This is a genomic window from Sphingobium xenophagum NBRC 107872, from assembly GCF_000367345.1.
GTDB classification, from domain to species: Bacteria; Pseudomonadota; Alphaproteobacteria; order Sphingomonadales; family Sphingomonadaceae; genus Sphingobium; species Sphingobium xenophagum.
Map to the genome: position 1 here is coordinate 1 of NZ_BARE01000043.1, position 24,297 is coordinate 24,297.

The following is a 24,297-nucleotide window of genomic DNA, read 5'->3' on the forward strand; positions in this document are numbered from 1 at the left end:
AGCCGGAATGTCGCGAATCCTGATCGTCCTGGCGCTCGCCATCCTGCTGCTGCCCGCCCCGCACAACAGCAAACCTGCAACCGTGCAGCCGGGCGCGCTGCTCGTGACGGCGCGCGCGCTGCCGCTCAGCACCAACGACCCTGCGCTGCGGCGCATGGGCGCGCTTGCCTATCTGGGCGGTTGGGAACTGCGCAGCGCCAATCCGGGCTTTGGCGGCATTTCCGCCATGCTGGTCTCGCCGCCGGGCGATGTGCTGGCCTTGAGCGATTCCGGCATATTGATGGGGCTGCATGTCGGGCCGGGCGAAGCGCGCCGCCGCCCGTTCATCGCCCCCCTGCCCATTCGGCCACAGGACCGCGATCGCCCCTGGTGGGCCTGGGATTCAGAATCGCTGACCCATGATCGTGCGACCGACCGTTATTGGGTGGGGTTCGAATTGCAGCAGGCAATCTGCCGCTATTCCCCCGGCTTTGCGCGGGTGGAGGCGTGCCGCACCTGGCCGCAGATCATGGCATGGCCCCCGACCGGATCGATCGAATCGCTCGCGCGCCTGCCCGATGGCCGCTTCATCGCGATCGGCGAGATGGGGATGACGGCCGATGGGCGTCATGACACGCTGCTATTTCCCGGTGACCCGGCAGAAAGCGACACCGCCGATCCGATCCATCTGCGCTACACCCCGCCGCAGGGCTATCGCCCGACCGACGCTGTGGCGCTGGACGCGCAGCACCTGCTGGTCCTCAATCGCCGCCTGACCTTGCAGGAACTGTTCACCGCGACGATCGCGATCGTCGACCTGCCCGAACGGCTGGAACCGGGCATGGAGCTAAAGGCCCGCACCCTCGCCCGCCTCGCCCCGCCGCTGCTGGCCGACAATTTCGAAGGGCTGGCGATCAGCCGGGAGAACGGGCGGACAATCATCTGGGTCGTGTCCGACGATAATCACGAATTTTTCCAGCGGACCTTGCTGCTGAAATTCGGGCTGAATTGATAGCTGCGAATGGGGTGCAGGGTGGATCGCAAGTCGTGAATTTCGAGAACCGGCGCGCAGCGTACTTCAGTACGTGAGCACCGGAAGCGCAGAAAGGCGCGGCTTGCGGGCCATCCAGCGCCCCATTCGCACGCAAAAAAGCGGCCCGTTGCGGGGCCGCTTCTTATGCCGAAACGAATCGAGAAATCAGGCGGCTGCGGCAGCCTGCTTCTTGACGATGTCGCGCTTCAGGCGACGCGCCTTGAGCGACAGCTTGTCGTCGCTAGTCTTGAGCAGCCAGTTGTCCAAGCCGCCATTATGTTCGACCGAACGCAGACCATGGGTCGACACGCGCAGCTTCACGCTGGTTTCCAGCGCTTCGGAGATCAGCGAAACATTCTGCAGGTTCGGCAGGAACACCCGCTTGGTCTTGTTATTGGCGTGGGAAACATTGTGACCCACCTGGCGACCCTTGCCGGTCAGCTCGCAAATGCGCGACATAGTCAATCAACCTTGTAATTCGGGTTCGTTCGGAAAGCCGCGCCGATAACGGGATTCCCTCTGGCCGTCAACCCGCCGCTCGGCGTGTCGCAACCCTTTTGCGCGGCGAAGCGTTGTCGCCCCGTAACATATGGGAGGTTGAAATGCGATTCATTGGCGGGCTGTTGATCATTCTGTTGCTCGTGCTGGCTGGCGGCATCGCCACCGGCTTCATCGACTTGCAGAAAACGCGGGACGGACGGCTTCCCGAAATCGCCGTCAAGGAAGGCGCGCTTCCCAAATATGAAGCCAGCGTCGCCAAGGTAGAGGTTGGCACCCGCAACGAAACCGTCGAAGTGCCGACTGTCGCCGTCAAGAAACCCTGAGTTCGCGTGACGGGCAAGATGCTGTAAGGGCGGGGATGTCATGTCCTCGCCCTTTCCCTTGCCTGATCCGATGCGCCGCGCGCTGGCGCTGGCCCGCGCGGCCGAAATGGCGGGCGAGGTGCCGATCGGCGCGGTGGTGACCAGAAACGGCATCATCATTGGCGAGGGCGAGAATCGCAACCGCCGCGACCATGACCCCACCGCCCATGCCGAAATCGTCGCGATGCGGGCGGCGGCCATCCATCTGGGCGATTTTCGCCTGACAGGCTGCGACCTGTGGGTCACGCTGGAGCCTTGCCCGATGTGCGCGGGAGCCATCTCCCACGCTCGGATCGCGCGGCTATATTATGCCGTGGGCGATCCCAAGGGCGGCGCGATCGAGCAGGGGCCGCGCCTGTTCGCCCAGCCGCAATGCCTGCACCGGCCCGAAGTCTATGGCGGATTGGCCGAAGCCGAAGCCTCAGCGCTGCTCAGGGATTTTTTTGCTGCCCGACGCTGAATAATCGATGCGGTAGAGCTGATAGGGCAATGTCATGCCGCTGTTCAGTGTCACCGGCACCAGCCAGCGCGGAATTGCGCCCCGCATCAGGTCGGCATAGAAACCCTGCGGGCTGCGCGACTGATAGATCGTCCCTTCGGGGAAATTGGGGCACACCAGCAAATAGGTCGCGTGATGCCGCGCCGCGATGGGGCGGAAGGCATCGGTCGGGCCGTCATAGGCGTGGTGCATGTCCAGGATCGTCGCACCATTGCGATGATAGGGACCGGCCAGCGCACTATGATGCGTCGTCGCGATCAGGCGCGGCCCCAGATCGACCATGGTGAAGATGGTTGCGGGGGGCAATTGGTCCAGCACCTCCAGCGCGGGCAGCGTGCGGCACCGGCTATTGGCTTTCTTGATCGCATCGTTGCGAGCGATGGCGGATGGCCGCCAGGGCCTGGGCTTGTTGCCGGTCAATTCCGCCCATCCGCGCATGATCTGCGGATAGAGCGGATAGGCGCAGGCGATCGCCGCCAGCAGCGCCACCCCTGCCCCCGCCGCGATTCGCACCCGGCGCGTGCCGGTAAAGATCGCGACGACAAGCCGGTGCGCGGCCCAGGCGGCAGGCGGGATCGCCAGCAGCTGCGCCGCTGGCCCCGCGCGCAACTGCCAGAACAGCAAGGCGGTGGAAAAAAGCATCATCAGGCCGACCGTCGCCCAGGCCCATAGCCGCTCCGCATCGCGCCGCGCATCCCACAAGGCCCAGATCAGCCCGACCAGCCCCGCCAGCGGAATCGCCAGCAACGGCACGACCAGGCTTTGCGCCTGCGCGGTGATCGGCTTGGCCTCCCGGATATTGGCCAGCCACAGTCGTTCGAGTTCGGGCGAAATCTGATAGGGGCTCAGGCATTGCGGCCAGTTCAGCCAGAAGAAGGCCGCCACCGCGCCGCCCACGACTGCGCCTGCCGCCAGCCGCATCGCCCAGCCGCGCAAAGGGGCAAGCGAGAGCAGCACCATGCCCGCCGACGCCGCGCCGAACACCGCCACCCAGATGGGCGAAATCGCATCGCACACCATCGCGCGATTGGCATAGCTGGCAAACAGCAGATAGCAGAGCGAAGTCGCCCCGCCCAGGCTGAGTGCATAAGGCAGCATCCGCCGCTCCGCCCCTTCGCGGAACACCCAGCGCAGCGCGATCAGCCCGCCGCCCGCCGCCAGATAGACGATCATCTCCATGCCGATCGCGATCGACAGCGCGCTGCTGACGCCAGCCATCACCCCGCCGCGTAGCCGGTTGGCGTCGATGACGCCGGCCAGCATCGTCACTGCCAGCGCCAGTTGCCAGCCATGATGGTCGATCCGCATCGGCGCATACATGCCCAGCCCCATCTGCGCAGCCAGCGGGGCAAGCGCGGCCAGCAACCAGCCATGCGGCCCGGCCAGCCGCCGCCCGATAAAGCCCAGGCTGAGCATCAGCAGCAACAGCGGCAGCAGCGGCGCGATGCCGCAGGCCAGCCGATCGGCCAGCCCCTGGTCGATAAAGGCGCGGAAGAACAGGATCAGCCCGGCAATGGGAATATCGACCAGACGCGACCAGTGGATATTGGCGCCGCCCGGCGGATCGAGCCGATATTGGCGCAGGTCGTACCACCCCTGCCCGGCCAGCCAGTCCTTCACCTGCACATAGCGGATATTGTCGTCCGTATCGCCCAGCACCAGCCAGTGGATGGCGGGCCAGCGGCTGACGACCATGGCGACCGCAATCGCGATCCAGATGAGGAAGGTCAGCCACTTCCAGTGCCGCGCGCTCCACGCCAGCAGGACAGGCCAAATATGGGTCACCCGCGCGCGCAGGGTATCGGCGCTTTTCAAGCTCATTCTTGCCCCCTAAACGAGCCGTGGCAAAGCGCAACGGGGACCATGGCCATCATCAACCGACTTTCACCGCAGCATCGCGCGCTCTTCTGGCAAATCGTCCGCTATGGCGTGACCGGCCTGTTCGTCACCGCCTGCCAGGCGGTCATCTACTGGAGCCTCGCCGCGCTCGCCGGTCTGCATCCGCAACTGGCCAATCTGATCGGCTATGGCGCCGCGGTCGTCATCGGCTATGTCAGCCACAGCGCCTTCACCTTCCGCGGCCACGGCACCCGCGGCAAGGCCGCATCGCGCGGCATCCGCTTCGTCGCGGTGTCACTGGTCAGCTATGCGCTCAACGCCCTGTGGGTATGGCTATGCGTGACCCATATGGGCTGGCCCGAATGGTCACCCATCCCGGCAATGATCTTCGTAACACCCGCAGTCATGTTCGGACTGAACCGCCAATGGGTGTTCAAATAGTCCATTGGGCGATTTTTAACACAGCGTGCTGCCGCGAAGGCGGGAGCCTGGTTCCGCCCTCTGGACTGGGTTCCCGCCTGCGCGGGAACACGGTAGAATTTCGGCATGGCCAAACCCGGTTATGTCTATCTGATGGCAAGCAGCCAGAACGGGACGCTATATCTTGGCGTGACCAGCGATCTCGTTCAACGGGCCTGGCAACATCGCAACGGCTTTGGCGGTGAATTCAGCGCCAAATATCGCTGTCACTTGCTGGTCTGGTACGAAGCCTATGACGACATTCAGGAAGCGCGCCAGCGCGAGTTGCGGATGAAGAAATGGGAGCGCAAATGGAAGCTGCGCATGATCGAGGAAGTGAACCCAACGTGGCGTGACCTGTTTGAGGATATCGCCACATAAGCCGTGTTCCCGCGCAGGCGGGAACCCAGTCCCGTCCTGCGAACTGGATTCCCGCCTGCGCGGGAACACGATGTTCTATTTAATGCACGAACCGCGCCACCACGTCGCGGTAGGAGCGGCTGACCTTTACCTGGGCGCCTGATTCCAGCACTAGGAAACATTCGCCATTAGTGTGCGGCTTGACCTGCTTCACTTGGCTGAGATTCACGATGGTGGAGCGATGGACGCGCTGGAAATTGCGCGGGTCGAGCCGCTTTTCCAGATCCTTCATGGTTTCGCGCAGGATCAGGCTGTTGTCGGCGGTGTAGATGCACATATAGTCGCCTGCCGCGTCGATCCGCTCGATCGAATCGACATCGACGCGGAAAATCTGGCCGCGATCCTTGATGTTGATGAGCTTTTCGAAGCGATTGGACGCCGGGCCTTCCTCTTCCGCCACGATGAAGTCGCTCATCGCCTGGGGCGCGACTTCAGCCAGCACCTCGCGCAGCTTCTCCGCTTCCTGCACCTGCCGCTTGTCCGACAGGCGCAGGCGCACCCGGTCGAGTGCGTCGGCCAGACGGCCTTCTTCCACGGGTTTTAGCAGATAATCGACCGCCTGCGCCTCGAACGCGCGAATCGCATGGTCCATATAGGCGGTGACGAAGATGAAGAGCGGCGGTTCGACTTCCATGATCCCCTGAACGACGGAAAATCCGTCAAAACCGGGCATCTGGATGTCCAGGAACACAAGGTCGGGCTTATGCGTCTTGATAGCGCGGATCGCTTCGCGCCCATTGTTGCAGGTTTCGATAATTTCGACATCCTCATGCGCTTGCAGACGCAGCATAAGCCCTTGCGTAGCAAGGCTTTCGTCGTCGACGAGGATTGTTCTGATGGTCATGCGGCCACTTTCGATGAATCTTCCAAATTGAGCGGGATTTCGATGATCACCGAAAAACCGCCGGGACTTGAACGTGTTTCAAAGCTCTGTCGTTCCCCGAAAGCCTGAATGAGCCGGTCGCGGATGTTTGGCAGGCCCACGCCCGTCCCTTCGCTGACGGCAATGTGTGGCTTCATTCCGCTTTCATTCAATCCCGGCCCGGTATCGGATACGACGATCCGCACATTTTCACCGGCAGGCTGCGCGCTGACGGTTATGTCCGCCCCCTCCTCCTTGGGCGTCACGGCATATTTGATCGCATTTTCGACCAGCGGCTGAAGCAGCAGGGATGGCAGGCGCGCCCGCGCAACCGCCGGGTCGATGGTGAATACCGGACGCAGCCGGTCCTCGAACCGCATCTTCTCAATCTCCAGATAGAGTTTGAGCGTTTCGATCTCCTGCTCGATCGTCACCTGCGCGGTCGGCTCGTTGATGAGGGTATAGCGCAGGAAGGAGGACAGGCGCGAGAGCATCGCATTGGCACGATCGGTCTGTTTGAGCAGCACCAGCGTGGAGATGGAATTGAGCGTGTTGAACAGGAAATGCGGGTTGAGCTGATAGCGCAGCATCGCCAGCTGCGCGCTCGACGCCTGATTTTCCAGATGGAGCAGCTGGTCGGCCTGTTCCTCCACCGTCAGATAGAAATTGATTGCATAATAAAGCGCCGACCATGCGCCCAATAGCGTCATCGACAGATAGAAAGCGCCCAGGAACAGTTGCAGCCCCGCCGTCTCGCTGCCCTTGTTCTGGGTCGAAAAGACCCAGGCGTCGATAAAGGCGACCAGCGCCGCGGCGGCCACGACAGTCAGGATCGATGCGCCCCAGGTGACGATCGGTTTGCGCTTGAGCAGGAAGCGAAACATCACCGCGATCAACAACGTCACCGAATAGCCGGTGACGGTGGAAATCAGCACCGGCACCAGGCTGGATAGCGGCTGGCCATTGGCGATGGTGGACGATCCGCGCAACAGGAACGCGCCGGCCCAGCCCAGCGATTGCAGGTTCCAGAAGGCGCGATTCTTGTCCGCGAAAAAGGGCTGGGGCTGAAAGGGATGAACAGACATTGCAGGCAGCCTAGGCGATTTGAAGCGGCTGGTGAAGCCGCCGCCGCCCAGGACGTCCTCACCCTGGCCGCGCTGCGCCCGCCCGTCAGGCGGCGGCAGCGGAATCCTCCGCCATCGGGGTGACTTGGTCGGGGCACAGCCAGACCAGGTCGTTCAGGTCCAGTTCGCGCCCGTCATGCGCCTGTATCGTGACCCTGCGGATCGGCAAGCCGTCGCGCCGGTCGGCCAGCACCTGGCACGACACCGTGCCGCAGCTCCATTTTTCGCCCCACTGGCGCAGGGCGATCATGACCGGGGCCAGTTCCCGCCCCTTTTCCGTCAGGCGATATTCCACCTTGCGCCGGTCGCACTGCATGGGTTGCCGCAGCATGATGCCGTTTTCGACCAGCCGGGCGAGGCGGTTGGCCAGGATGTTGCGAGCGATTCCCAGCGTCGACTGAAACTCCTCGAAATGGCGGATTCCCGACAGGGCGCCACGCAGGATAAGGAAAGACCAGCGCTCTCCCATCGCCTCCAGCGCACTGGGGAGCGCGCATTGTTCCAGATCCTGTGCCAGATTATGTTTCATGGTGATGACTAGATAGCCCAAAGCAGCGACAGTTGCAAAAGCGCTGTGTATTTAGGGCAGATGGGATTTTTTTGTTGCGCTGCAAGGCACTTCCCACACAATCGGGAAACGATGTTACGCCAGTATGAACTAGTCGAGCGCGTCAAACGCTATGATCCCAACGCGGATGAAGCGATGATCAACCGCGCCTATGTCTTTTCGGTCCAGAAGCATGGCAGCCAGAAGCGCGCCAGCGGCGACCCCTATTTCAGCCACCCGATCGAGGTGGCGGGCATCCTCACCGACTTCGGGCTGGACGACCAGACGATCGTGACCGCGCTGCTGCACGACACGATCGAGGATACGCTGGTCACCTATGCGGAGATTGAGGCGGCGTTCGGCAAGGATGTCGCGCGCATGGTCGATGGCGTCACCAAGCTCTCCAAGATCGAGGCGATGAGCGAGAATGAGCGGGCGGCGGAAAATCTCCGCAAATTCCTGCTCGCCATGTCGGACGACATCCGGGTGCTGCTGGTCAAGCTGGCCGACCGGCTGCACAATATGCGCACGCTGCATTTCATCAAGAATCCCGACAAGCGCCGCCGCATCGCCAAGGAGACGATGGATATCTACGCGCCGCTCGCGGAACGGATCGGCATGTATGATTTCATGCGCGAAATGCAGTTGCTGGCCTTTCGCGAGATCGAGCCGGAAGCCTATGCCAGCATCACCCGGCGGCTGGAGCAGCTCAAGGAAGGCGGCCATGACAAGGTCGACCGGATCGGCGCGGAATTGCAGCTGTTGCTGGGCGGATCGGACATTCCGGTCACCGTGTCGGGGCGCGAAAAACATCCCTTCTCGATCTGGAAGAAGATGCAGGAGCGCCATATCAGCTTTGAACAGCTGACCGACGTGATGGCGTTCCGCGTGATTACCGAGACGACCGCGGACTGCTACCGCGCGCTGGGCGTCATCCACCAGACGTTCAAGATGGTGCCGGGCCGGTTCAAGGATTATATCTCCACGCCCAAACGCAACGGCTATCGCTCGCTGCACACCACCGTCATCCATCAGGACAATGCCCGGATCGAGGTGCAGATCCGCAGCCGCGACATGCATCATGACGCCGAACTCGGACTGGCGGCGCATTGGGCCTACAAGCAGAAGGGCGACGCGAGCGACCGTAATGCGGCATGGCTGCGCGACCTGGTCGAAATATTGGAACAGAGCCAGGATGCGGACGAGCTGCTCGAACATACCCGCATGGCCATGTATCAGGACCGCATCTTCGCCTTCTCGCCCAAGGGGGAACTGCACCAGCTGCCCAAGGGATCGACCCCGGTGGACTTCGCCTATGCGGTGCATACCTCGCTCGGCAACCAGACGGTGGGCGCGAAGGTTAACGGACGGGTCGTGCCGCTGCGCACCAGCCTGGACAATGGCGATCAGGTCGAAATCCTCAAATCCGACGGGCAGGAACCGCAACCGGGCTGGCTGACCTTCGCCATCACCGGCAAGGCGCGCGCGGCAATTCGCCGCTATATTCGCCAGAAGCAGCGGGGCGAGGAAGTCGCGCTGGGCGAAAAACTGTATGAGGAAATTGTCGGCCGCTTCTCCCCCGATCTAGCCAGCGAACTAGGCGACAAAGCGCTCAAGGCGGCGCTCAAGCGATTGAAGCTCGATGATCGCGCCGCGCTGATGGTGGCGATCGCGACGCATCGGCTGCTCGATTCGGAAGTGATGGAGGCGCTGGTTCCCGGCTCCACCACCGGCAAGGACATGGAACAATCCCATCCGCGCCAGCACGCGCCCATCTCCATCCGTGGGCTGACACCGGGCATCGCCTACAGCCTGTCCGATTGCTGCCACCCGGTGCCGGGCGACCGCATCGTCGGCATCCGCCGCACTGGCGGGCCGATCGAAGTGCACACGATCGACTGCCGCACGCTCGAAGCGGGGCAGGATGACGACTGGGTCGACCTGTCCTGGGACAGCAAGTCGAAGGGTGGCACCGCGCGGTTGCAGGTCATCGTCCAGAACCAGCCGGGCGCGCTGGCCGCGGTCACCAAGGTGTTCGGCGCGACCAAGGCGAACATCCTCAACCTGCAACTGGTCAACCGCGAAGGCCCGTTCCACACCGACATCATCGACCTGGAAGTCGCCGACGCCCAGCATCTGATGCGGATATTGTCAGCGCTGCGCGCGCTCGACACAGTGGTACAGGCGGACAGGGTTTAAGGCATCAGCCGTTCGGGCTGAGTGAAGTCGAAGCCTTCCCCTGAGCGGAGGCGAAGGCACCTTGCTTCGCTCAGGGCGAACGGTGTCAGGAATTTCCGCGTGACATTGCGCCCCTTCCCCGCTAATGGCCCCGCAGCGAACCCCTTGCGGGTTCACCGTCCGAGACAGTTGGTGAGGGGAATTCGCCCCTCTTAATGTCCAGCCTAGACGGGGAAAAGTTCTTTACCGGGCGGGCCATCATGGTCTGTTTCGGGTCTGCCGCCTTCCTTCATACGGACGAACGGCCAGTCGATCTCTCCCCTTCGGACTAACATCCCGTGTGCTTGCACGCGGGTTTTTGCCGTTCATCGGGTTTTCCGGTGGACATGAAGTGGAGAATGGCATGGATCGTAATCAGAAATCTGAGGTCGTCACCACGCTGAACGCTACTTTTGCCGACCTGGGTGTTGTCGTGGTCACACGCAACCTGGGCATGACCGTCGCACAGTCGACGATCCTGCGGCAGAAGATGCGCGAAGCTGGCGCGTCCTACAAGGTTACGAAGAACAAGCTCGCCAAGATCGCGCTGAAGGACACGCAATACGAAACGATCAGCTCCATGCTGACCGGCCCGGTTGCGCTGGCCACCTCGGCCGATCCGGTCGCCGCCGCCAAGGTGGTGATCGATTTCGCCAAGACCAACGACAAGCTTGAGATCGTTGGCGGCGCAATGGGCGGTGTGCTGCTCGATGCAGAGGGCGTCAAAGCGCTCGCATCGATGCCCTCGCTGGACGAACTGCGTGCAAAGATTGTCGGCCTCATCCAGGCGCCGGCAACCAAGCTCGCTACCGTCATCCAGACGCCGGCTTCGCAGCTCGCTCGTGTCTTCAACGCCTATGCGGAGAAGGAAGCGGCCTGATCGGTCGCAACCAGCTTCCTGTAATCGTTTCAACATATTGCGGGGTTCACCCCGTTTAGAAGGAAAAATATCATGGCAGACATCAACGCACTGGTCGAACAGCTTTCGGCCCTGACCGTCCTCGAAGCCGCCGACCTGTCGAAGGCTCTGGAAGAAAAGTGGGGCGTTAGCGCCGCCGCCGCCGTCGCCGTCGCTGGCCCCGCCGCTGGCCCCGCCGCCGCCGCCGCTGAAGAGCAGACCGAATTCGACGTGATCCTGACCGGCGACGGTGGCAAGAAGATCAACGTCATCAAGGAAGTCCGCGCCATCACCGGCCTGGGCCTGACCGAAGCCAAGACCCTGGTTGAGTCGGCTCCCAAGGCGATCAAGGAAGGCGTGAACAAGGAAGAGGCCGAGAAGGTCAAGAAGCAGCTTGAAGAAGCCGGCGCGACCGTCGAACTCAAGTAATCGGGATGCCTCGCTTCATGCGAGGCTGACCGGCTGGCCTTAGGGTTGGCGAATAATGGGGCGGTGCCGAAAGGTGCCGCCCTTTTTCTGTATTGCGACGTTGCGTTCGCACTCTCCGTCATCCCGGACTTGATCCGGGATCCATTCACCGGGCGGTCGTGATTCTACGAGAGGTAGAGCCAATGGATCCTGACTTCCGTCAGGATGACGGCGGCGGTGAATGGCGGGAAGCCGACCAATAGCGGACGTCAGCCCGTACCTGCTCCGGTGTCGGTCCACCAATGAAGATCGGTTGCCTGTCCGCTATCGCGGACGATTTTTTCAAGCGCGGTTGCCAGCCGCTCGACAATCTCAGCGGTGGAAACCCGCTTCAACCAACGTCGAACGTATGGCCGTGAAGGCTCGATGAAACAGAGGTGGCCATCGGGGTACTCTTCGTAGTGGCCACAACCGATCCACAGCGGGAAAGATGGATTGACTAAGCGAACGAGCCAGCCCCAATCGTCCTGCACGATACGTTCGACTTCATAGCCATATGCCGGAAGCTGCGTCGCGAGCATTTCGGCAACTGGCTTGCCATATGGCACGGCTTCGTCGTTGCGGGTTAGCAGGTCAGGTGAACGAAATTCAAAGTGGGATCGCATACGGTAAGGCTACACCAGAAACGACCGCCATCCACCCCCTCCCCGTCATGCTGACGAAAGTCAGCATCCAGGGTCGCGCAGCGCTCCCCGCTGTCTCCCGCCGTACGCCGCAATCACGAAGCCCCTGCGCAACCGGCCCCCTCGCCCGCCCCACAGTGGCACGCCCCTGTCCCAAAAACCCGTTCCCACTTTCCCCCAGTCTGTTCTACAAGTGGAACAGATATGCCGCGCGCCCTTTCATCCGAAACGCTTCATGCGACCAGCGTAGCCATTGGCGGCCGCGCGGTGCTGCTGTGCGGGGTGAGCGGGATCGGGAAGTCGGACCTGGCGCTACGGCTGATCGACCGGGGGGCGGTGCTGATCAGCGATGATTATACGCTGGTCAAGCGGGTGGACGGGCAACTGGTCGCCACTGCGCCCGCGACCATCATCGGCAAGATGGAGGTGCGCGGGCTTGGCATCGTGGCGATGCCCCATGTCGCCGATGTGCCGGTCGCGCTGATCGTCGATCTGTTCGACAAGGTGGACCGGATGCCGCTGGAGCCGGTCATGCGGACGGTGGCCGGGATCAACGTGCGCGTCGTCAAAATCGCGCCGCTGGAGGCCTCCGCGCCGATCAAGGTCGAACTGGCGCTGCGGATGCTGGATCAGGGGGCGGGCACCCCATGACCCAGTCTCACCCCAAATCCATCCTCCTCCTGTCCGGCGTGTCGGGCGCGGGCAAGACCACGGCGCTCAAAACGCTGGAGGATATGGGCTGGGAAGTGGTGGACAATCTGCCGCTGGTGCTGCTCGACCGGCTGCTCGACACCCCTCTGCCCGCGGGCCATGCGGGCGCGGACGACCGGCCATTGGCGCTCGGCATCGACGCGCGCACACGCGGTTTCGATGCCAATGCGATCGTCCAGCGGATCAAGGCGCTGCGCGACAATCATGGCCATGATGTCGAAACCCTGTTCCTCGACTGCTCCGGCACCGAACTGGAGCGCCGCTTTGCCGAAACCCGGCGGCGCCATCCGCTGGCGCTCGATCGCCCGGCGGCTGACGGGATCGCGCGCGAACGCGAACTGACCGAGCCGCTGCGCCGCTGGGCCAGCCAGGTGATCGACACCACCAGCTTCTCCAGCAACGCCCTGCAACAGGCGATCCGCGACCGTTTCTCGCGGGAGCGGCTGTCGGACCCGGTGCTGACCATCTTGTCCTTCGGCTTTTCGCGCGGGATGCCGCGCAACGCCGACCTGATGTTCGACATGCGTTTCCTGCGCAACCCGCATTGGGACGACGCGCTGCGGGACAAGACGGGGCAGGACGCGGATGTCGCCGCCTATATCATGGCGGACCCCGCCTATGAGGAAGCGGTCGGCAAGATCGAGGAACTGCTCAAAATAGTGTTGCCGCGCTACGCAGAGGCCGGGAAAGCCTACATTACCGTCGCGTTTGGCTGCACCGGGGGACGGCATCGGTCGGTCCATGTGGCCGAACGCGTCGCCAGATACTTGCAAGACGCGGGCTTTTCGCCCACGGTCTCGCACCGCAATATGGAATCGGCGCCACAGGATAGTCTGGAGAAGCGCCCACCGGGAGGCCCGAAAGCAATATCATGAAGCAGGTGGGCCGCAAAAGCACATGATCGGACTTGTACTCGTCACCCATGGGTCGCTCGCGACCGAATTCGTCGTCGCGATGGAGCATGTCGTCGGCCCGCAACAGCAGATCGAAACGATCTGCATCGGGCCGGATGATGACATGGAATTGCGCCGCGCCGACATCGCGACCGCCGTTGCGCGCGTGAACGACGGCAGCGGCGTCATATTGCTGACCGACCTGTTCGGCGGCACTCCATCCAATCTGGCGATTTCGCTGCTCAAGGCGGGCGAGATCGAGGTGATCGCGGGCATCAACCTGCCCATGCTGATCCGGCTGGAAAGCGCGCGCAAGGTGATGGACGTGAAAGCCGCCGTCGCCGCCGCGCGGGAGGCGGGACAGAAATATATCAGCGTTGCGTCGGAACTGTTGGGCAGCACCACATGAATGAAGTCAGCCAGTTAGTCCTCATCAGCAACAAACGCGGTCTCCACGCCCGCGCGAGCGCCAAATTCGTGACGCTGGCCAGCGGCCTGCCCGCCAACATCATCGTCAGCAAGGATGGCAGCGACGTGACCGGCACGTCGATCATGGGGCTGATGATGCTGGGCGCGGCCATGGGCGACAGCATCACTATCAAGGCAACCGGGCCGGACGCCGCCGATTCCCTGGGCAAGCTGGTCGGCCTGGTCGAGGACAAGTTCGGGGAAGAGTAGACATATCCGTTCGCCCTGAGCGAAGTCGAGGGGCTCAACCGACCGCAGGGAGGCACTTCGCTCCGCTCAGTGGATGGCTTCGACAAGCGCAGCCCGAACGGATGTAGCCTGCGGCCCTATTGCCCCACTTCGCCTTCCCGCCGCATCTGGGTAAAGATGTTCCACGTCGCGATGAACAATGCCGCGATCACCGGGCCGATGACGATGCCGTTAAAGCCGAACATCTCGATCCCGCCCAGCGTCGAAATCAGCACGACATAGTCAGGGATTCGCGTTTCGCGGCCGACCAGTATCGGGCGCAGCAGATTGTCGACCGATCCGATGATCAGCGCCCCGGCCCCCACCAGCACCGCGCCCTGCCAAATCGCCCCGGTCGCAAACAGATAGAGGGCGACCGGCGCCCACACCAGCGCCGATCCGATGGCGGGCAGTAGCGAAAATGCGCCCATCAGCACGCCCCACAGCAGCGCGCCCTGAATGCCCAGCATCCAGAAGATGACCCCGCCAATAAAGCCCTGCACGATGGCGACCACCAGGCTGCCTTTCACCGTGGCGCGGATCACCACGACGAAGCGATGCAACAGCGCCTCGCGCTGATGCGGGCGCAGGGGCGCAGCATCGGCGAAGCGTTGCGACAGCCGTTCCCCGTCGCGCAACAGGAAGAAGGCGAGATAGAGCATGACGCCCAGCGCAACGATGAAGCTGAACGCCCCCTGCCCGATCAGCAAAGCCTGCCCGGCCAATGTACGGAAACTGCTGGTAATGCCGTTGGTCACGGTGACGCGGGCGGCGTCGAAATTGCTGAACCCGATCCGCCGCAACATGCCATGCGCCCATTCCGGCAAGCCGTTCTGCATCTGCGCGAACATGCGCGCAAAATCGATCTTGCCCGACTGGATCTGGGCATAGAAATGCACCGCTTCCTGGATCAGCGCGACCGACAACAGGATGGCGGGGATGATGACGATCGCGATGATCAGCAGCAGCGTCAGCAGCGCCGCGCTGTTGCGGTGCCCCGGCATCCGGGCAGCGATCCGCTGGTTTATGGGCCAGAACAGGACCGCGATGATCACGCCCCACAGCACTGCGGCGAAGAAAGGCTCCAGCACAAAGGCAAAGGCTATCGTGACCAGAATGACGAGGCCGAGGAAGAATCCGTCCTCGATGCGGTTGTGGTTGGTATGCGGCGTGGTCATTTCACCCCCGTAAGCAAGATCGGGCGGCAAATCCATGGGGGTGCGCGCAGGTTCCATGCCCCCTGTCCTTTTATGCAATCCGCCGGTAGAGAAGCCGCTTCTTCCGCCAATCGGGAACAGACGCAACGTGGCACGCGAAATCACCGGATTTTCCAACCCGCTGGTGAAGCGCGTCCGATCCCTGCGCGAAAAGAAATTTCGCAAGGCCGAAGGGCTGTTTCTGGCCGAAGGCTTGCGCATCCTGACGGAAGCGCGCGAGGAAGGCGTGCTCCCTGAAATGCTGTTCCATGCCGGGTCCACCCACCCGCTGGCGATCGATCTGATCGCGGCGATGGAGGCGGCAGGCGGCGACGTCATCGAAACGTCCGCCGACATCCTCTCGAAAATCAGCGGCAAGGACAATGCGCAGGCCGTGGTCGGCGTCTATCGCGACCGGCTGACCCCGCTGGACAGGCTGGACCGCAACAGCGCCGACATCTGGATCGTCGCGCAATCGCTGCGCGATCCGGGCAATCTGGGCACGATATTGCGCACCGGCGATGCAGTGGGCGCAGGCGGGCTGATCCTGATCGACGATTGCGTCGACCCCTTCTCGGTCGAATCGGTGCGCGCATCGATGGGCGCGTTGTTCACCCAGTCGATCACCCAGGCGCGCTGGGGCGAATTCATGCACTGGTTGCGGCAGGGACCGGGCGAACTGATCGGCACCAGCCTGAAAGCCACGCAGGATTATCAGGAACCGCGCTATCAAAGCCCGTCCTTCCTGCTCGTCGGCAATGAAGCGCAGGGACTGCCCGAATCCTACGAGGCGGAATGCGATCTGCTGGTCAAGATGCCGATGCTGGGGAAGGCCGACAGCCTGAACGCGGCGGTGGCGACCGCCGTGATGGCCTATGAACTGCTGAACCAGAAAAGAAGGGGTTGAGGATGGCGGGTGCGGGGGCACGGATGAGCGGCATCGGTGAAATGTGGCGGTACAAGCGGGTGCTGACCGCCAGCCTGGTCGGCACGGCGGTCGAGTTTTACGACTTCTACATCTATGCGACCGCCGCCAGCCTGATCTTCCCCTCGCTCTTCTTTCCCTCCTCCTCTCCCACGGCGCAGCTGATGGCGTCCTATGGCAGCCTGGCCCTCGCCTTCTTCGCGCGCCCTGTGGGCGCAGCGGTGTTCGGCCATTATGGCGATCGCGTCGGGCGAAAGGCGACGCTGGTCGCATCGCTGATGCTGATGGGCGGCTGCACCCTGTTGATCGGCTTCCTGCCGACCTATGCGATGATCGGCTATTGGGCGCCGCTCATCCTGTGCGTGCTGCGCTTTGGTCAGGGCTTCGGGCTGGGCGGCGAATGGGGCGGGGCGGCCCTGCTGGCGGTGGAAAATGCGCCGCCCGGCTGGCGCGCGCGCTTCGGCATGTTCCCGCAACTCGGCGCGCCGGTCGGCTTCATCGCCGCCAACGGCCTGTTCCTGATCCTGGGGGCGCTGCTCAGCGAACAGGATTTCCTGGCCTGGGGCTGGCGCTTGCCATTTCTGGGCAGCGCCGTGCTGGTGATATTGGGCCTGTGGGTGCGGCTCAAACTCACCGAAACCCCGGAATTTGCCGCTGCGCAAAAGGAAACGCCGCCGCCCGCCGTACCGCTCGCCACCCTGCTTTCCACCCATCTGGGCGCGGCGATCGCCGGCACCTTTGCCTGCGCCGCCTGCTTTGCGGTCTATTATATCGCCACCGCCTTTGCGCTTGGTTACGGCACCACCGCGCTGAAGATCGACCGGGAAATCTTCCTCGCCATCCAGTTGGGGGCCATCCTGTTCATGGCAGCCAGCATCATCCTGGCCGGATGGTGGGCCGACCGCAGCAGCCCCACCACTGCCCTGGCCTGGGGCTGTGTAGGTACGGTCGGGATGGGGCTTGTCTTTGGTCCGCTGATGGGCACCGGCGCGCTGCTGCCCATCTTCGTGGCGCTCAGCCTCGCGCTCTTCATGATGGGCTTCATCTACGGCCCGCTGGGCGCCTATCTGCCTGCCCTCTTCCCGATCCAGTTGCGCTACACCGGCGCGTCCTTCGCCTTCAATCTCGGCGGCATCATCGGCGGTGCGCTGGCCCCGATCGTCGCGACCTGGCTGATCGGGGCGCAGGGCGTTGCGCTCGTCGGCCTCTATATGTCGCTGGCCGCGTTGATCAGCCTGGGCGGCCTGTGGTGGACCAGCCGCGGGCGCAGCTTGCCGGATCACTGACAAACAGCGTTAATTCAGGCTTTACCATGTCGTGGCAAAGCCGGTCGGATGACGATCCGACGCCTGATCCTGGCTGCCAGCATGATGCTGGCACTGGCGACCGCCCCGGTCGCCAGTGCTGCGCCTGCGACCGGCGGGTCCAGCGCGACGATATTGGGCGCGCTGCGGATCGAGAAAACGAGCGATCTCAATTTCGGGCAATTGGCGGTGCCCGGCCAGCCGGGCGTCGTGCGGATCCGCGCCGACAATAGCCGCGTGTGCAGCAACGGGCTGGTCTGCATGGGCAGCGCCAGCGCGGCGGCCTTTACCCTGAATGGGCGGCCAAATGAGCGGGTGGAAATCAGTCTCGACAAATCGACGGTGAACCTGACCAACGCGGCTGGCAACCGCATATCGGCCAGCCTCAGCCAGTCCCATTCGCACATCCGCCTGAACGGGGGCGAAGCGGTGTTCCAGATTTTCGGCACGCTACAGGTCCGCGCCAATCAGGCGCCCGGCGCCTATCGCGGCAGTTTCAGCGTATTGGTCCAATATGATTGACCGCACGGCCGGTCAGGCAACAGCCTTGCGCATCAGCATCATCGGCACGCCGCTATCCTCAAAAGCGCGCACGTCGACAAAGCCGAAACTGCGATAGAGCGGCGCGCCCGCCAATGTGGCGGACAATTCCAGCGCAGCAAAACCTTCCGCCCGGGCCGCGGCCTGGCAAAGCGAGAGGACCAGCGTACCCACGCCTTTGCGGACATGGTCGGGATGGGTGTACATCGCCCGCACCTTCGCCGCCTCCGTCGCCGGATCGAGCAGTCGGTCGTCACGCCCCGCGCTGTGATTGCCGCCATAGGCTGTCGCGCGACGGCTCCAGCCGCCACAGCCCGCGATCGCATCCCCCACCTCCACCACGAAATAGGTGCCGTCGGCGATCAGGCGGCTGTCCAGCCCCATGAAGGCATGGCTGGCCTGCACCTGATCCGGCGTCAGGAACGGCCGTTGCAATTCATCGATCGCCCGCCGCATCAACGCGGCAAGCGCGGGTTCGTCAGTCAGCGTGGCAAGGCGGTGGGTCAGAGTGCCAGTCATCATGAGCGCCTCTTGAAACAGCAAAGGCCGGCCCCGCAAGAGGCCCGGCCTTCACCTGTCAGAACCGGATCAGAATTTGAAACCGACCTTGCCGTACCAGAAGCCACCGTTGAAGCCGAACGGCGAGACGTCAGGATAGATGTCGCCAGTAAAGCGCCCCCCGGTCGATGCATAGACCGGACCCAGCGTCCCTTTGGTGTTGGAATATTTGTCGGGATAATTGCTGAACAGATTCTGCACCCCGACGCTCAGCGTGAAATTGTCGTTCACTTCATAGCTGGTTTCAAAGTCGAACACGAATTCGCTGCCGAAAGTCTGCGACACCGGACCATCATCCGTCTGGGTATATTTGCCGTACCAGTTCATCCGCGCCAGCACGGACAAGGGGCCGCTGCTCCAGTTTTCGGTCAGGATGAGGCGGGTCTTTGGCAGGGTCTTTTCCAGCTGGGCGACACGGACATCGGACACGATCGTCGGATCGCGCGCGATCACTTTGGTCTTGTTATAGTTGAACGCCAGCGTCGTGTTGAAAATGCCCATGGTTTCGGTCGCAAAGCGATAGCTGCCGACGACATCGACGCCCTGGGTGCGGGTATCGAAGGCGTTGGTCAGGAACTGCACTTCGTTGACGGTCGCATAGTTGGCCAGCCCCAGCGACTGAAGCGTGGGCCGCTGCGCATCGTCGATCACGAACGTGCCCGATGTGCCGATACGGTCCTTCACCTTGATGTTGTAATAATCGACCGACAGGGTGAAGCCGGGTGCGGGCGTGAACACGGTGCCGAGCGAGAAGCTGACCGATTCTTCCGGCTTCAGGGGCGTCGCGCCCAGGAACGCGGCGACCGGGCTGGTGACCGGCAGCGTCATCGATTCGATTGCATTGGGATTGCCGGGGTTGAACCCGGTCGCGATGCTGCTGCTGTTGACCTGCCCCGGCGTGGGCGCACGGAAGCCCGTCGCCACCGTGCCGCGCAGCGCCACGACGTCGGGCACCACGGCATAGCGGGCTGAAAATTTGCCGGTGGTCGAATTGCCGAAGTCGGACAGATGTTCGTAGCGGCCGGCAATGCCGAAAGAGAGCTGATCGGTGACGTCCCCTTCGATGTCGATATACAATCCCTTGGAATTGCGCGCGCTTTCGCCCGCAATCGCCGGGCCGTAACCGGGAAAGCCATTGGCGCCGACGGGCAGGGCGACCGACAATTGCGTGCCATCCGCGTTCAGCACCGGCGTGCCGTCCTGATGAAACACCAGATTGCCGGTATAAGGCCCGATCGCCCAGGACGGCTGGTCACCCAGGCCCAGTTCATAGGATTCGCGGAAATATTGGCCGCCAAAGGCGATCGTGACGGGGCTGGCGAAACCGACTTCCCAGGGATAGCTGAAGTCCGCGTTGAACAGCGTTTCGCGCTGTTGCAGCTTGCCGAGGTAAAATTCGTTCGGCGACGCGATGCCCAGCGACGGGTTCATCGTGCCATTCATCGTATAGCGCAGGGTCGACTGGCCGTAGCTTCCCGAGATATCGTAATTCAGGCCGAAACCGAATGTGCCCTTATAGCCGAGCGTGCCCGAAATATCGTCGATCTTGCCGAAGAAGATCGGCGTGAAGCCGCCGGGATAGACGCAACTCCAATTCTGGACCAGCGGGTCGGAACAGGTGGCAACCTTGGTATAGTCGCGCGTGGTGACTTCATAATCGTTGGGCGCATAGACATTACCGCCCGCCGCGCCCGTCTGAATGCCGGGCAGCATATTGTTGAAGTCGGTGAAATAGTCGTTGAAGATGCCATTCTTGCCGAAACTGTTGCCTTCAATGTCCACGCCCGACGTATTGACCGACTGGCGATAGTTGAAGCTTTCTTCCTGGAAGCTGTGGCCATAATTGCCGAAGAAATAGATGGAGCTTTCGCCCAGATCAAAGCCGCCATTGACGAAGAAGCGATAGGATTCCATCGCCGGGTTGCCGTAGCGCTGCGCCAGCTTGGGCACGCCGATCGTCGGCTGCTCCTGCGCCAGCAGATGCGCGCCAGCGCGGGTCACGCCCCGGCTGGTCTTGCCCGCATTCACATATTCGCCGCTGATGTTGATGAAACCAGCATCGCCCAGCTTGAACCCGCCATTGAGCGCGAGCTGATAATCCTCACCATCGCCACGATAATATTGGCCATAGCGGGCATAGCCCGAAAAACCGTCCGTATCGTCGCGCAGCGTCATGTTGATGACCCCCGCGATCGCGTCGGACCCATATTGCGCCGACGCGCCGTCACGCAGCACTTCGACCGCGCGGATCGCAATCGCGGGCACCTGCGCCAGATCGGCGGAATGCGCGCCCGCCGATTGCGCGTTGGCGCTGATCTGGACCAGCGCGGAACGATGCATCCGCTTGCCGTTGATCAGCACCAGCGTCTGGTCGGGGGCAAGGCCGCGCAGGTTGGGCGGCCGAACGAAGGAGGAGCCATCGCCGATCGCGTAGCGCGCGACGGAGAAGGAGGGGACGAGATTCTGGATCACCTGATTCATGTCCGCCGTGCCCTGCTTTTGCAGTTCGACGCCGGAATAGACGTCGATCGGCGTCGGCGATTCCGCGACGGTGCGGTCGGTGCGACGCGTGCCGGTGACGATGATGGTCTGGCCGGGCGCGTCCTCGACAGCGGCCTGCGGCGCGGCGTCCTGCGCCAGAACGGGCATCGAATAGAGCAGCGCAACGGCTATGGCGCCGCGCGAAATCAGTCCCTGATATGTCATCAAAAAAGCCCCCTAATTTCTCTTTTGCAGAGGCCTTCTCGACATCCCGTCCCTTTCCCGACTTTTTCCACCCAACAAGGTTACAGATCACCGCGCCCGAAACCGCGAGTTTCAGTGCAACATCGTTCAGCAACATTTGGAAACGTTAGGCTGACACAAATCCACTATGGGCGGAATGGCCCTTTTTTGGGCCTGCGCAAATCCGGTCAGGCTCGTGTCGGGCGGAGACTTCCGCCGCAGGGTCAAATATTTGTAACATATAGAAAAAGGCGGCAGTCCATTGGACCACCGCCTGTTTCTTTTTTACAACTGTCAAGAATTGATTTTTACAATCAACCCTCGGTGCGCACGTCGCGGCGTTCGGCGATGCGCGCGCGCTTGCCGGTGCGGCCGCGCAGATAATAGAGCTTCGCACGACGCACGACGCCGCGGCGGACGACGACGATCGAATCGAGGTTGGGCGAATAGAGCGGGAACACGCGCTCCACGCCTTCGCCGAACGAAATCTTGCGGACGGTAAAGTTGGAGCCCATGCCCTTGTTCGAACGCGCGATGCACACGCCTTCATAATTCTGGACGCGGCTGCGGTCGCCTTCGACGACCTTCACGCCGACGCGCAGCGTGTCGCCGGGGCGGAAATCGGGAATGTCCTTGGCCAGGGCGGCAATGCTTTCCGCCTCGATCTGCTGGAGGATGTTCATGAAACGTCAGTCCTTCAAGTCGCGTTGCGCGCCAGAGGGCGACTGGACCCGAACGCCGATGTGACGTTCCCAAAGGTCCGGCCGCCGTGACCGTGTATCGACCTCCGCCTGTTGTTTCCGCCAGGCGGCGATCTTCGCATGATCCCCCGATCGCAACACTTGCGGGATCGTGCGCCCCTCCCATTCGACTGGTCGGGTATAGTGCGGATATTCGAGCAGCCCCGTTTCAAAGGACTCCTCCACCCCACTGGAAGCCGCGCCCATTACACCGGGAAGCAGCCGGACGCAAGCATCCAGCAGCATCAGCGCGCCCATTTCCCCGCCCGACAGGATGATGTCGCCCATGCTGACCTGCTCGATCGGCCGGGCGTCGAAGATTCGCTCGTCAAACCCCTCGAATCGCCCGCATAATATCGTCGCGCCGGGACCATCGGCCAGCGCGCGGACACGCGCCTGGGTAATTGGCGCGCCGCGCGGGGTCATGGCGATGACCGGCAGGTCGGGCCGCTGCGCAATCGCATGATCGACCGCGCGCGCTATGATGTCCGCACGCAGCACCATGCCCGCGCCACCGCCTGCTGGCGTATCATCGACCGTGCGGTGCCTGTCGGTGGCAAAATCGCGGATCTGGATCGGCGCACAGGACCAGCGCCCTTCCGCCAGCGCCCGCCCCGCCAGCGACACGCCCAACGGCCCCGGAAACATCTCCGGGTAGAGCGTCAATATCTGCGCGGAAAAGCTCATCGCCGGCGCGCACGCAGCCAGGCCGCCGACACCCCGCCCGCCAGGCACAGCGCACCACAGGCCAGCAGCGCCAGTCCGATGGCGCTCAGCAGGTCGGCAAAGGGGCGCTCAGGATGGATCAGGCCGGGCAGCAGCACCAGCAGCGGCACGGGGCACACCAGTCCGAACGCCGCCGCCAGCTTCGCGCCCCGCGACCAGCCAAGCCCGAACAGCCGCCAGCCAGCGGCCAGCATCGCAAGGAGATAGAGGGCGGTAAGGATCTGAGCCATGATCGCCGCTTAGGCGATGCGGGCGGCAGCGTCCAGTTCCCGGCGGAAGGGAAGCATCAGCGCGTCCAGTCCTCGATTTGCAGGCCGGCTATGTCGGCAAAGTCGGCTGCGCTGCGGGTTACCAGTGCGGCGTCCAGCGACAGGGCATGTGCCGCAATCAGACGGTCGAAACTGCCGCGCCGAAAGGGAAGCGCCGCATAAGCCTGCGCAGCCGCCTCGTCGAAGGGAAGAATAGCGATCTCCGCGACAAAGGCCGCCAGTACATCGGGCGGCGGCGGCTTGCCCCGCACCGTCCCATAGGCCAGTTCCGCATAGGTGATGGACGATATGAAGAGGCTGCCAGCCGCCTGCTCCGCCATCCGGGCAATCAGCGACGGATAGATGCCGGTAAAGACATAGATGCAGCTATTGGTGTCCAGCAGCCGCATCATGCCCCGGACGCATCACGACCCATCAGGTGCCAATCGCGGGGACTGTCATCGAAATCCTCGCGCGACAACGGCTCCAGCCATGGTGCCTTGCCCGCGAATTTGCTGACATCGATCTTGCGCTCGTTCTGAGCTGGCTCGAACGTGAAGCGGCCATGATCCTCGCGCAGGGTCATTTCGGCCCCTTCCTTGAAGCCAAGAGCCTTGGGCAGACGCAAGGCCAGGCTGTTGCCCGACTTGAAAATCTTGGCCTTATACTCTTCGCTCATCGCGGATCTCCGTATATACGTTCAGTATATACTATTCCACGAAAGCCGCGTCAATCACCGCCCGTTCGGCTTCCAGCGTGACGGCGTGCATCGGGGCCATGAAGCGCTTGCCCGGCTTGCCTTCGACCGATGGCCGCTGAACCTCGATAATGTCGCCAGCGCCGAAATTCTCTATCGCGATGATCTCGCCCAGCGCTTCGCCGTCACTCGACAGGCAAGGCAGGCCGATCACGTCGGCATGATAATATTCGCCCTCGGCCAGCGGCGGCAGGGCAGAGCGCGGGACGGTCAGCGCCGTGCCGCGCATGGCTTCGGCCGCGCTGCGATCGCCGATTTCGGCGAAGCGCGCGACCGCACCATTGGAACCGGGGCGCACCGACTTCAATGTCAGCTTGCGCCCGCCCGCATCGAAACTGCCATAGCTTTTGAGGCTTTCCACCCCGTCGCCAAACAGTTTCAGGCGGACTTCGCCCGCCACCCCATGTGCGCCGATGATCGCGGCGAGAGTGACGGGCTTGTCGGTCAA

The 24,297-nt window shown here is 62.9% G+C and carries 30 protein-coding genes; 15 read left to right on the plus strand and 15 right to left on the minus strand.

Annotated elements, in window-relative coordinates:
- The first annotated feature begins 7 nt into the window (after positions 1-7).
- A complete protein-coding gene (locus SX1_RS16995; RefSeq protein WP_026149857.1) occupies positions 8-991 on the plus strand; it encodes an esterase-like activity of phytase family protein in 984 nt (327 codons plus the stop codon).
- Positions 992-1,177: 186 nt separating this feature from the next.
- Here the strand turns inward: SX1_RS16995 and rpmB are convergent, their stop codons facing one another.
- Positions 1,178-1,471, minus strand: a complete 294-nt coding sequence (gene rpmB, locus SX1_RS17000; RefSeq protein WP_017181091.1) for a 50S ribosomal protein L28 — start codon at positions 1,469-1,471, stop codon at positions 1,178-1,180.
- Positions 1,472-1,614: 143 nt separating this feature from the next.
- Between rpmB and SX1_RS17005 the strand changes: the two genes are divergently transcribed.
- Positions 1,615-1,836 (plus strand): hypothetical protein, encoded by a 222-nt coding sequence (locus SX1_RS17005; RefSeq protein WP_017181090.1) that lies wholly within the window; start codon positions 1,615-1,617, stop codon positions 1,834-1,836.
- A 40-nt stretch (positions 1,837-1,876) separates the two neighbouring features.
- Entirely contained in the window at positions 1,877-2,335 is a 459-nt protein-coding gene (locus tag SX1_RS17010) for a nucleoside deaminase (RefSeq protein ID WP_026149858.1), read from the plus strand.
- Here SX1_RS17010 and SX1_RS17015 read toward each other — a convergent pair.
- On the minus strand, positions 2,297-4,195 hold the full coding sequence (locus SX1_RS17015; RefSeq protein WP_019053961.1) for a hypothetical protein: 1,899 nt from the start codon (positions 4,193-4,195) through the stop codon (positions 2,297-2,299). The genes SX1_RS17010 and SX1_RS17015 overlap by 39 nt on opposite strands.
- Before the next feature lie 42 nt (positions 4,196-4,237).
- On the opposite strand from SX1_RS17015, the gene SX1_RS17020 reads away from it, so the two are divergent.
- The gene (locus tag SX1_RS17020) at positions 4,238-4,654 is read left to right on the plus strand and encodes a GtrA family protein (RefSeq protein ID WP_019053962.1); all 417 of its coding nucleotides are present in this window, start codon (positions 4,238-4,240) and stop codon (positions 4,652-4,654) included.
- A gap of 105 nt (positions 4,655-4,759) precedes the next feature.
- Positions 4,760-5,053: a GIY-YIG nuclease family protein gene (locus SX1_RS17025; RefSeq protein ID WP_019053963.1), complete on the plus strand. Its 294-nt coding sequence runs from the start codon at positions 4,760-4,762 to the stop codon at positions 5,051-5,053.
- Between the two features lie 79 nt (positions 5,054-5,132).
- Here SX1_RS17025 and SX1_RS17030 read toward each other — a convergent pair whose 3' ends face one another.
- The 3 genes from SX1_RS17030 to SX1_RS17040 form a co-directional block, all read right to left on the minus strand.
- The gene (locus tag SX1_RS17030) at positions 5,133-5,936 is read right to left on the minus strand and encodes a LytR/AlgR family response regulator transcription factor (protein WP_017181085.1); all 804 of its coding nucleotides are present in this window, start codon (positions 5,934-5,936) and stop codon (positions 5,133-5,135) included.
- The gene (locus tag SX1_RS17035; RefSeq protein WP_017181084.1) at positions 5,933-7,039 is read right to left on the minus strand and encodes a sensor histidine kinase; all 1,107 of its coding nucleotides are present in this window, start codon (positions 7,037-7,039) and stop codon (positions 5,933-5,935) included. The genes SX1_RS17030 and SX1_RS17035 overlap by 4 nt, the downstream gene beginning before the upstream one ends.
- An 85-nt stretch (positions 7,040-7,124) precedes the next feature.
- Positions 7,125-7,607 carry a winged helix-turn-helix transcriptional regulator gene (locus SX1_RS17040; protein WP_019053964.1) on the minus strand — a complete coding sequence of 161 codons (483 nt, stop codon included), beginning with the start codon at positions 7,605-7,607 and terminating at the stop codon, positions 7,125-7,127.
- Positions 7,608-7,718: 111 nt separating this feature from the next.
- Here SX1_RS17040 and SX1_RS17045 point away from each other — a divergent pair, with 111 nt between their 5' ends.
- The 3 genes from SX1_RS17045 (at position 7,719) to rplL (ending at position 11,169) form a co-directional block, all read left to right on the plus strand.
- Positions 7,719-9,824: a RelA/SpoT family protein gene (locus tag SX1_RS17045; RefSeq protein ID WP_019053965.1), complete on the plus strand. Its 2,106-nt coding sequence runs from the start codon at positions 7,719-7,721 to the stop codon at positions 9,822-9,824.
- A gap of 382 nt (positions 9,825-10,206) precedes the next feature.
- Positions 10,207-10,722: a 50S ribosomal protein L10 gene (rplJ, locus tag SX1_RS17050; RefSeq protein ID WP_019053966.1), complete on the plus strand. Its 516-nt coding sequence runs from the start codon at positions 10,207-10,209 to the stop codon at positions 10,720-10,722.
- 72 nt (positions 10,723-10,794) lie between these two features.
- Positions 10,795-11,169 (plus strand): 50S ribosomal protein L7/L12, encoded by a 375-nt coding sequence (gene rplL / locus SX1_RS17055; RefSeq protein WP_017181080.1) that lies wholly within the window; start codon positions 10,795-10,797, stop codon positions 11,167-11,169.
- 248 nt (positions 11,170-11,417) lie between these two features.
- Here rplL and SX1_RS17060 read toward each other — a convergent pair whose 3' ends face one another.
- Positions 11,418-11,813 (minus strand): hypothetical protein, encoded by a 396-nt coding sequence (locus tag SX1_RS17060; protein WP_019053967.1) that lies wholly within the window; start codon positions 11,811-11,813, stop codon positions 11,418-11,420.
- Between the two features lie 222 nt (positions 11,814-12,035).
- Here SX1_RS17060 and SX1_RS17065 point away from each other — a divergent pair, with 222 nt between their 5' ends.
- From SX1_RS17065 to SX1_RS17080, 4 genes are read left to right on the plus strand one after another with little or no spacing between them, the layout of a single operon-like run.
- On the plus strand, positions 12,036-12,482 hold the full coding sequence (locus SX1_RS17065) for an HPr kinase/phosphorylase (protein ID WP_019053968.1): 447 nt from the start codon (positions 12,036-12,038) through the stop codon (positions 12,480-12,482).
- On the plus strand, positions 12,479-13,417 hold the full coding sequence (gene rapZ, locus SX1_RS17070) for an RNase adapter RapZ (protein ID WP_019053969.1): 939 nt from the start codon (positions 12,479-12,481) through the stop codon (positions 13,415-13,417). The genes SX1_RS17065 and rapZ overlap by 4 nt, the downstream gene beginning before the upstream one ends.
- A gap of 22 nt (positions 13,418-13,439) precedes the next feature.
- Positions 13,440-13,844: a PTS sugar transporter subunit IIA gene (locus SX1_RS17075; protein ID WP_017181076.1), complete on the plus strand. Its 405-nt coding sequence runs from the start codon at positions 13,440-13,442 to the stop codon at positions 13,842-13,844.
- On the plus strand, positions 13,841-14,113 hold the full coding sequence (locus SX1_RS17080; protein ID WP_017181075.1) for an HPr family phosphocarrier protein: 273 nt from the start codon (positions 13,841-13,843) through the stop codon (positions 14,111-14,113). The genes SX1_RS17075 and SX1_RS17080 overlap by 4 nt, the downstream gene beginning before the upstream one ends.
- Positions 14,114-14,229: 116 nt before the next feature.
- Here the strand turns inward: SX1_RS17080 and SX1_RS17085 are convergent, their stop codons facing one another.
- The gene (locus SX1_RS17085) at positions 14,230-15,309 is read right to left on the minus strand and encodes an AI-2E family transporter (RefSeq protein ID WP_026149859.1); all 1,080 of its coding nucleotides are present in this window, start codon (positions 15,307-15,309) and stop codon (positions 14,230-14,232) included.
- 127 nt (positions 15,310-15,436) lie between these two features.
- Between SX1_RS17085 and SX1_RS17090 the strand changes: the two genes are divergently transcribed.
- Genes SX1_RS17090 through SX1_RS17100 form a run of 3 tightly spaced genes read left to right on the plus strand, consistent with a single transcriptional unit; the run spans position 15,437 to position 18,078 of the window.
- Positions 15,437-16,234: a TrmH family RNA methyltransferase gene (locus SX1_RS17090; protein ID WP_026149860.1), complete on the plus strand. Its 798-nt coding sequence runs from the start codon at positions 15,437-15,439 to the stop codon at positions 16,232-16,234.
- Between the two features lie 23 nt (positions 16,235-16,257).
- On the plus strand, positions 16,258-17,538 hold the full coding sequence (locus SX1_RS17095; protein ID WP_019053972.1) for an MFS transporter: 1,281 nt from the start codon (positions 16,258-16,260) through the stop codon (positions 17,536-17,538).
- Between the two features lie 48 nt (positions 17,539-17,586).
- Positions 17,587-18,078, plus strand: coding sequence for a DUF4402 domain-containing protein (locus SX1_RS17100; protein WP_019053973.1), 492 nt, complete (start codon positions 17,587-17,589; stop codon positions 18,076-18,078).
- Between the two features lie 12 nt (positions 18,079-18,090).
- Here the strand turns inward: SX1_RS17100 and SX1_RS17105 are convergent, their stop codons facing one another.
- The 8 genes from SX1_RS17105 to rimM all read right to left on the minus strand — a co-directional run bounded on the left by SX1_RS17105 (position 18,091) and on the right by rimM (position 24,297).
- Positions 18,091-18,618: a GNAT family N-acetyltransferase gene (locus SX1_RS17105; protein WP_019053974.1), complete on the minus strand. Its 528-nt coding sequence runs from the start codon at positions 18,616-18,618 to the stop codon at positions 18,091-18,093.
- Positions 18,619-18,684: 66 nt separating this feature from the next.
- Positions 18,685-21,360 (minus strand): TonB-dependent receptor plug domain-containing protein, encoded by a 2,676-nt coding sequence (locus SX1_RS17110; protein ID WP_019053975.1) that lies wholly within the window; start codon positions 21,358-21,360, stop codon positions 18,685-18,687.
- Positions 21,361-21,692: 332 nt separating this feature from the next.
- Complete coding sequence (gene rplS, locus SX1_RS17115) at positions 21,693-22,061, minus strand: 50S ribosomal protein L19 (protein ID WP_017181068.1); 369 nt, start codon at positions 22,059-22,061, stop codon at positions 21,693-21,695.
- 6 nt (positions 22,062-22,067) lie between these two features.
- Positions 22,068-22,805, minus strand: a complete 738-nt coding sequence (gene trmD / locus SX1_RS17120) for a tRNA (guanosine(37)-N1)-methyltransferase TrmD (protein ID WP_019053976.1) — start codon at positions 22,803-22,805, stop codon at positions 22,068-22,070.
- Entirely contained in the window at positions 22,802-23,074 is a 273-nt protein-coding gene (locus SX1_RS17125; RefSeq protein WP_019053977.1) for a hypothetical protein, read from the minus strand. Before SX1_RS17125 ends, trmD begins: the two co-directional genes overlap by 4 nt.
- Before the next feature lie 56 nt (positions 23,075-23,130).
- Positions 23,131-23,505: a type II toxin-antitoxin system VapC family toxin gene (locus tag SX1_RS17130; RefSeq protein WP_019053978.1), complete on the minus strand. Its 375-nt coding sequence runs from the start codon at positions 23,503-23,505 to the stop codon at positions 23,131-23,133.
- On the minus strand, positions 23,502-23,771 hold the full coding sequence (locus SX1_RS17135; RefSeq protein ID WP_019053979.1) for an AbrB/MazE/SpoVT family DNA-binding domain-containing protein: 270 nt from the start codon (positions 23,769-23,771) through the stop codon (positions 23,502-23,504). The genes SX1_RS17130 and SX1_RS17135 overlap by 4 nt, the downstream gene beginning before the upstream one ends.
- 31 nt (positions 23,772-23,802) lie before the next feature.
- Positions 23,803-24,297: a ribosome maturation factor RimM gene (rimM, locus tag SX1_RS17140; RefSeq protein ID WP_019053980.1), complete on the minus strand. Its 495-nt coding sequence runs from the start codon at positions 24,295-24,297 to the stop codon at positions 23,803-23,805.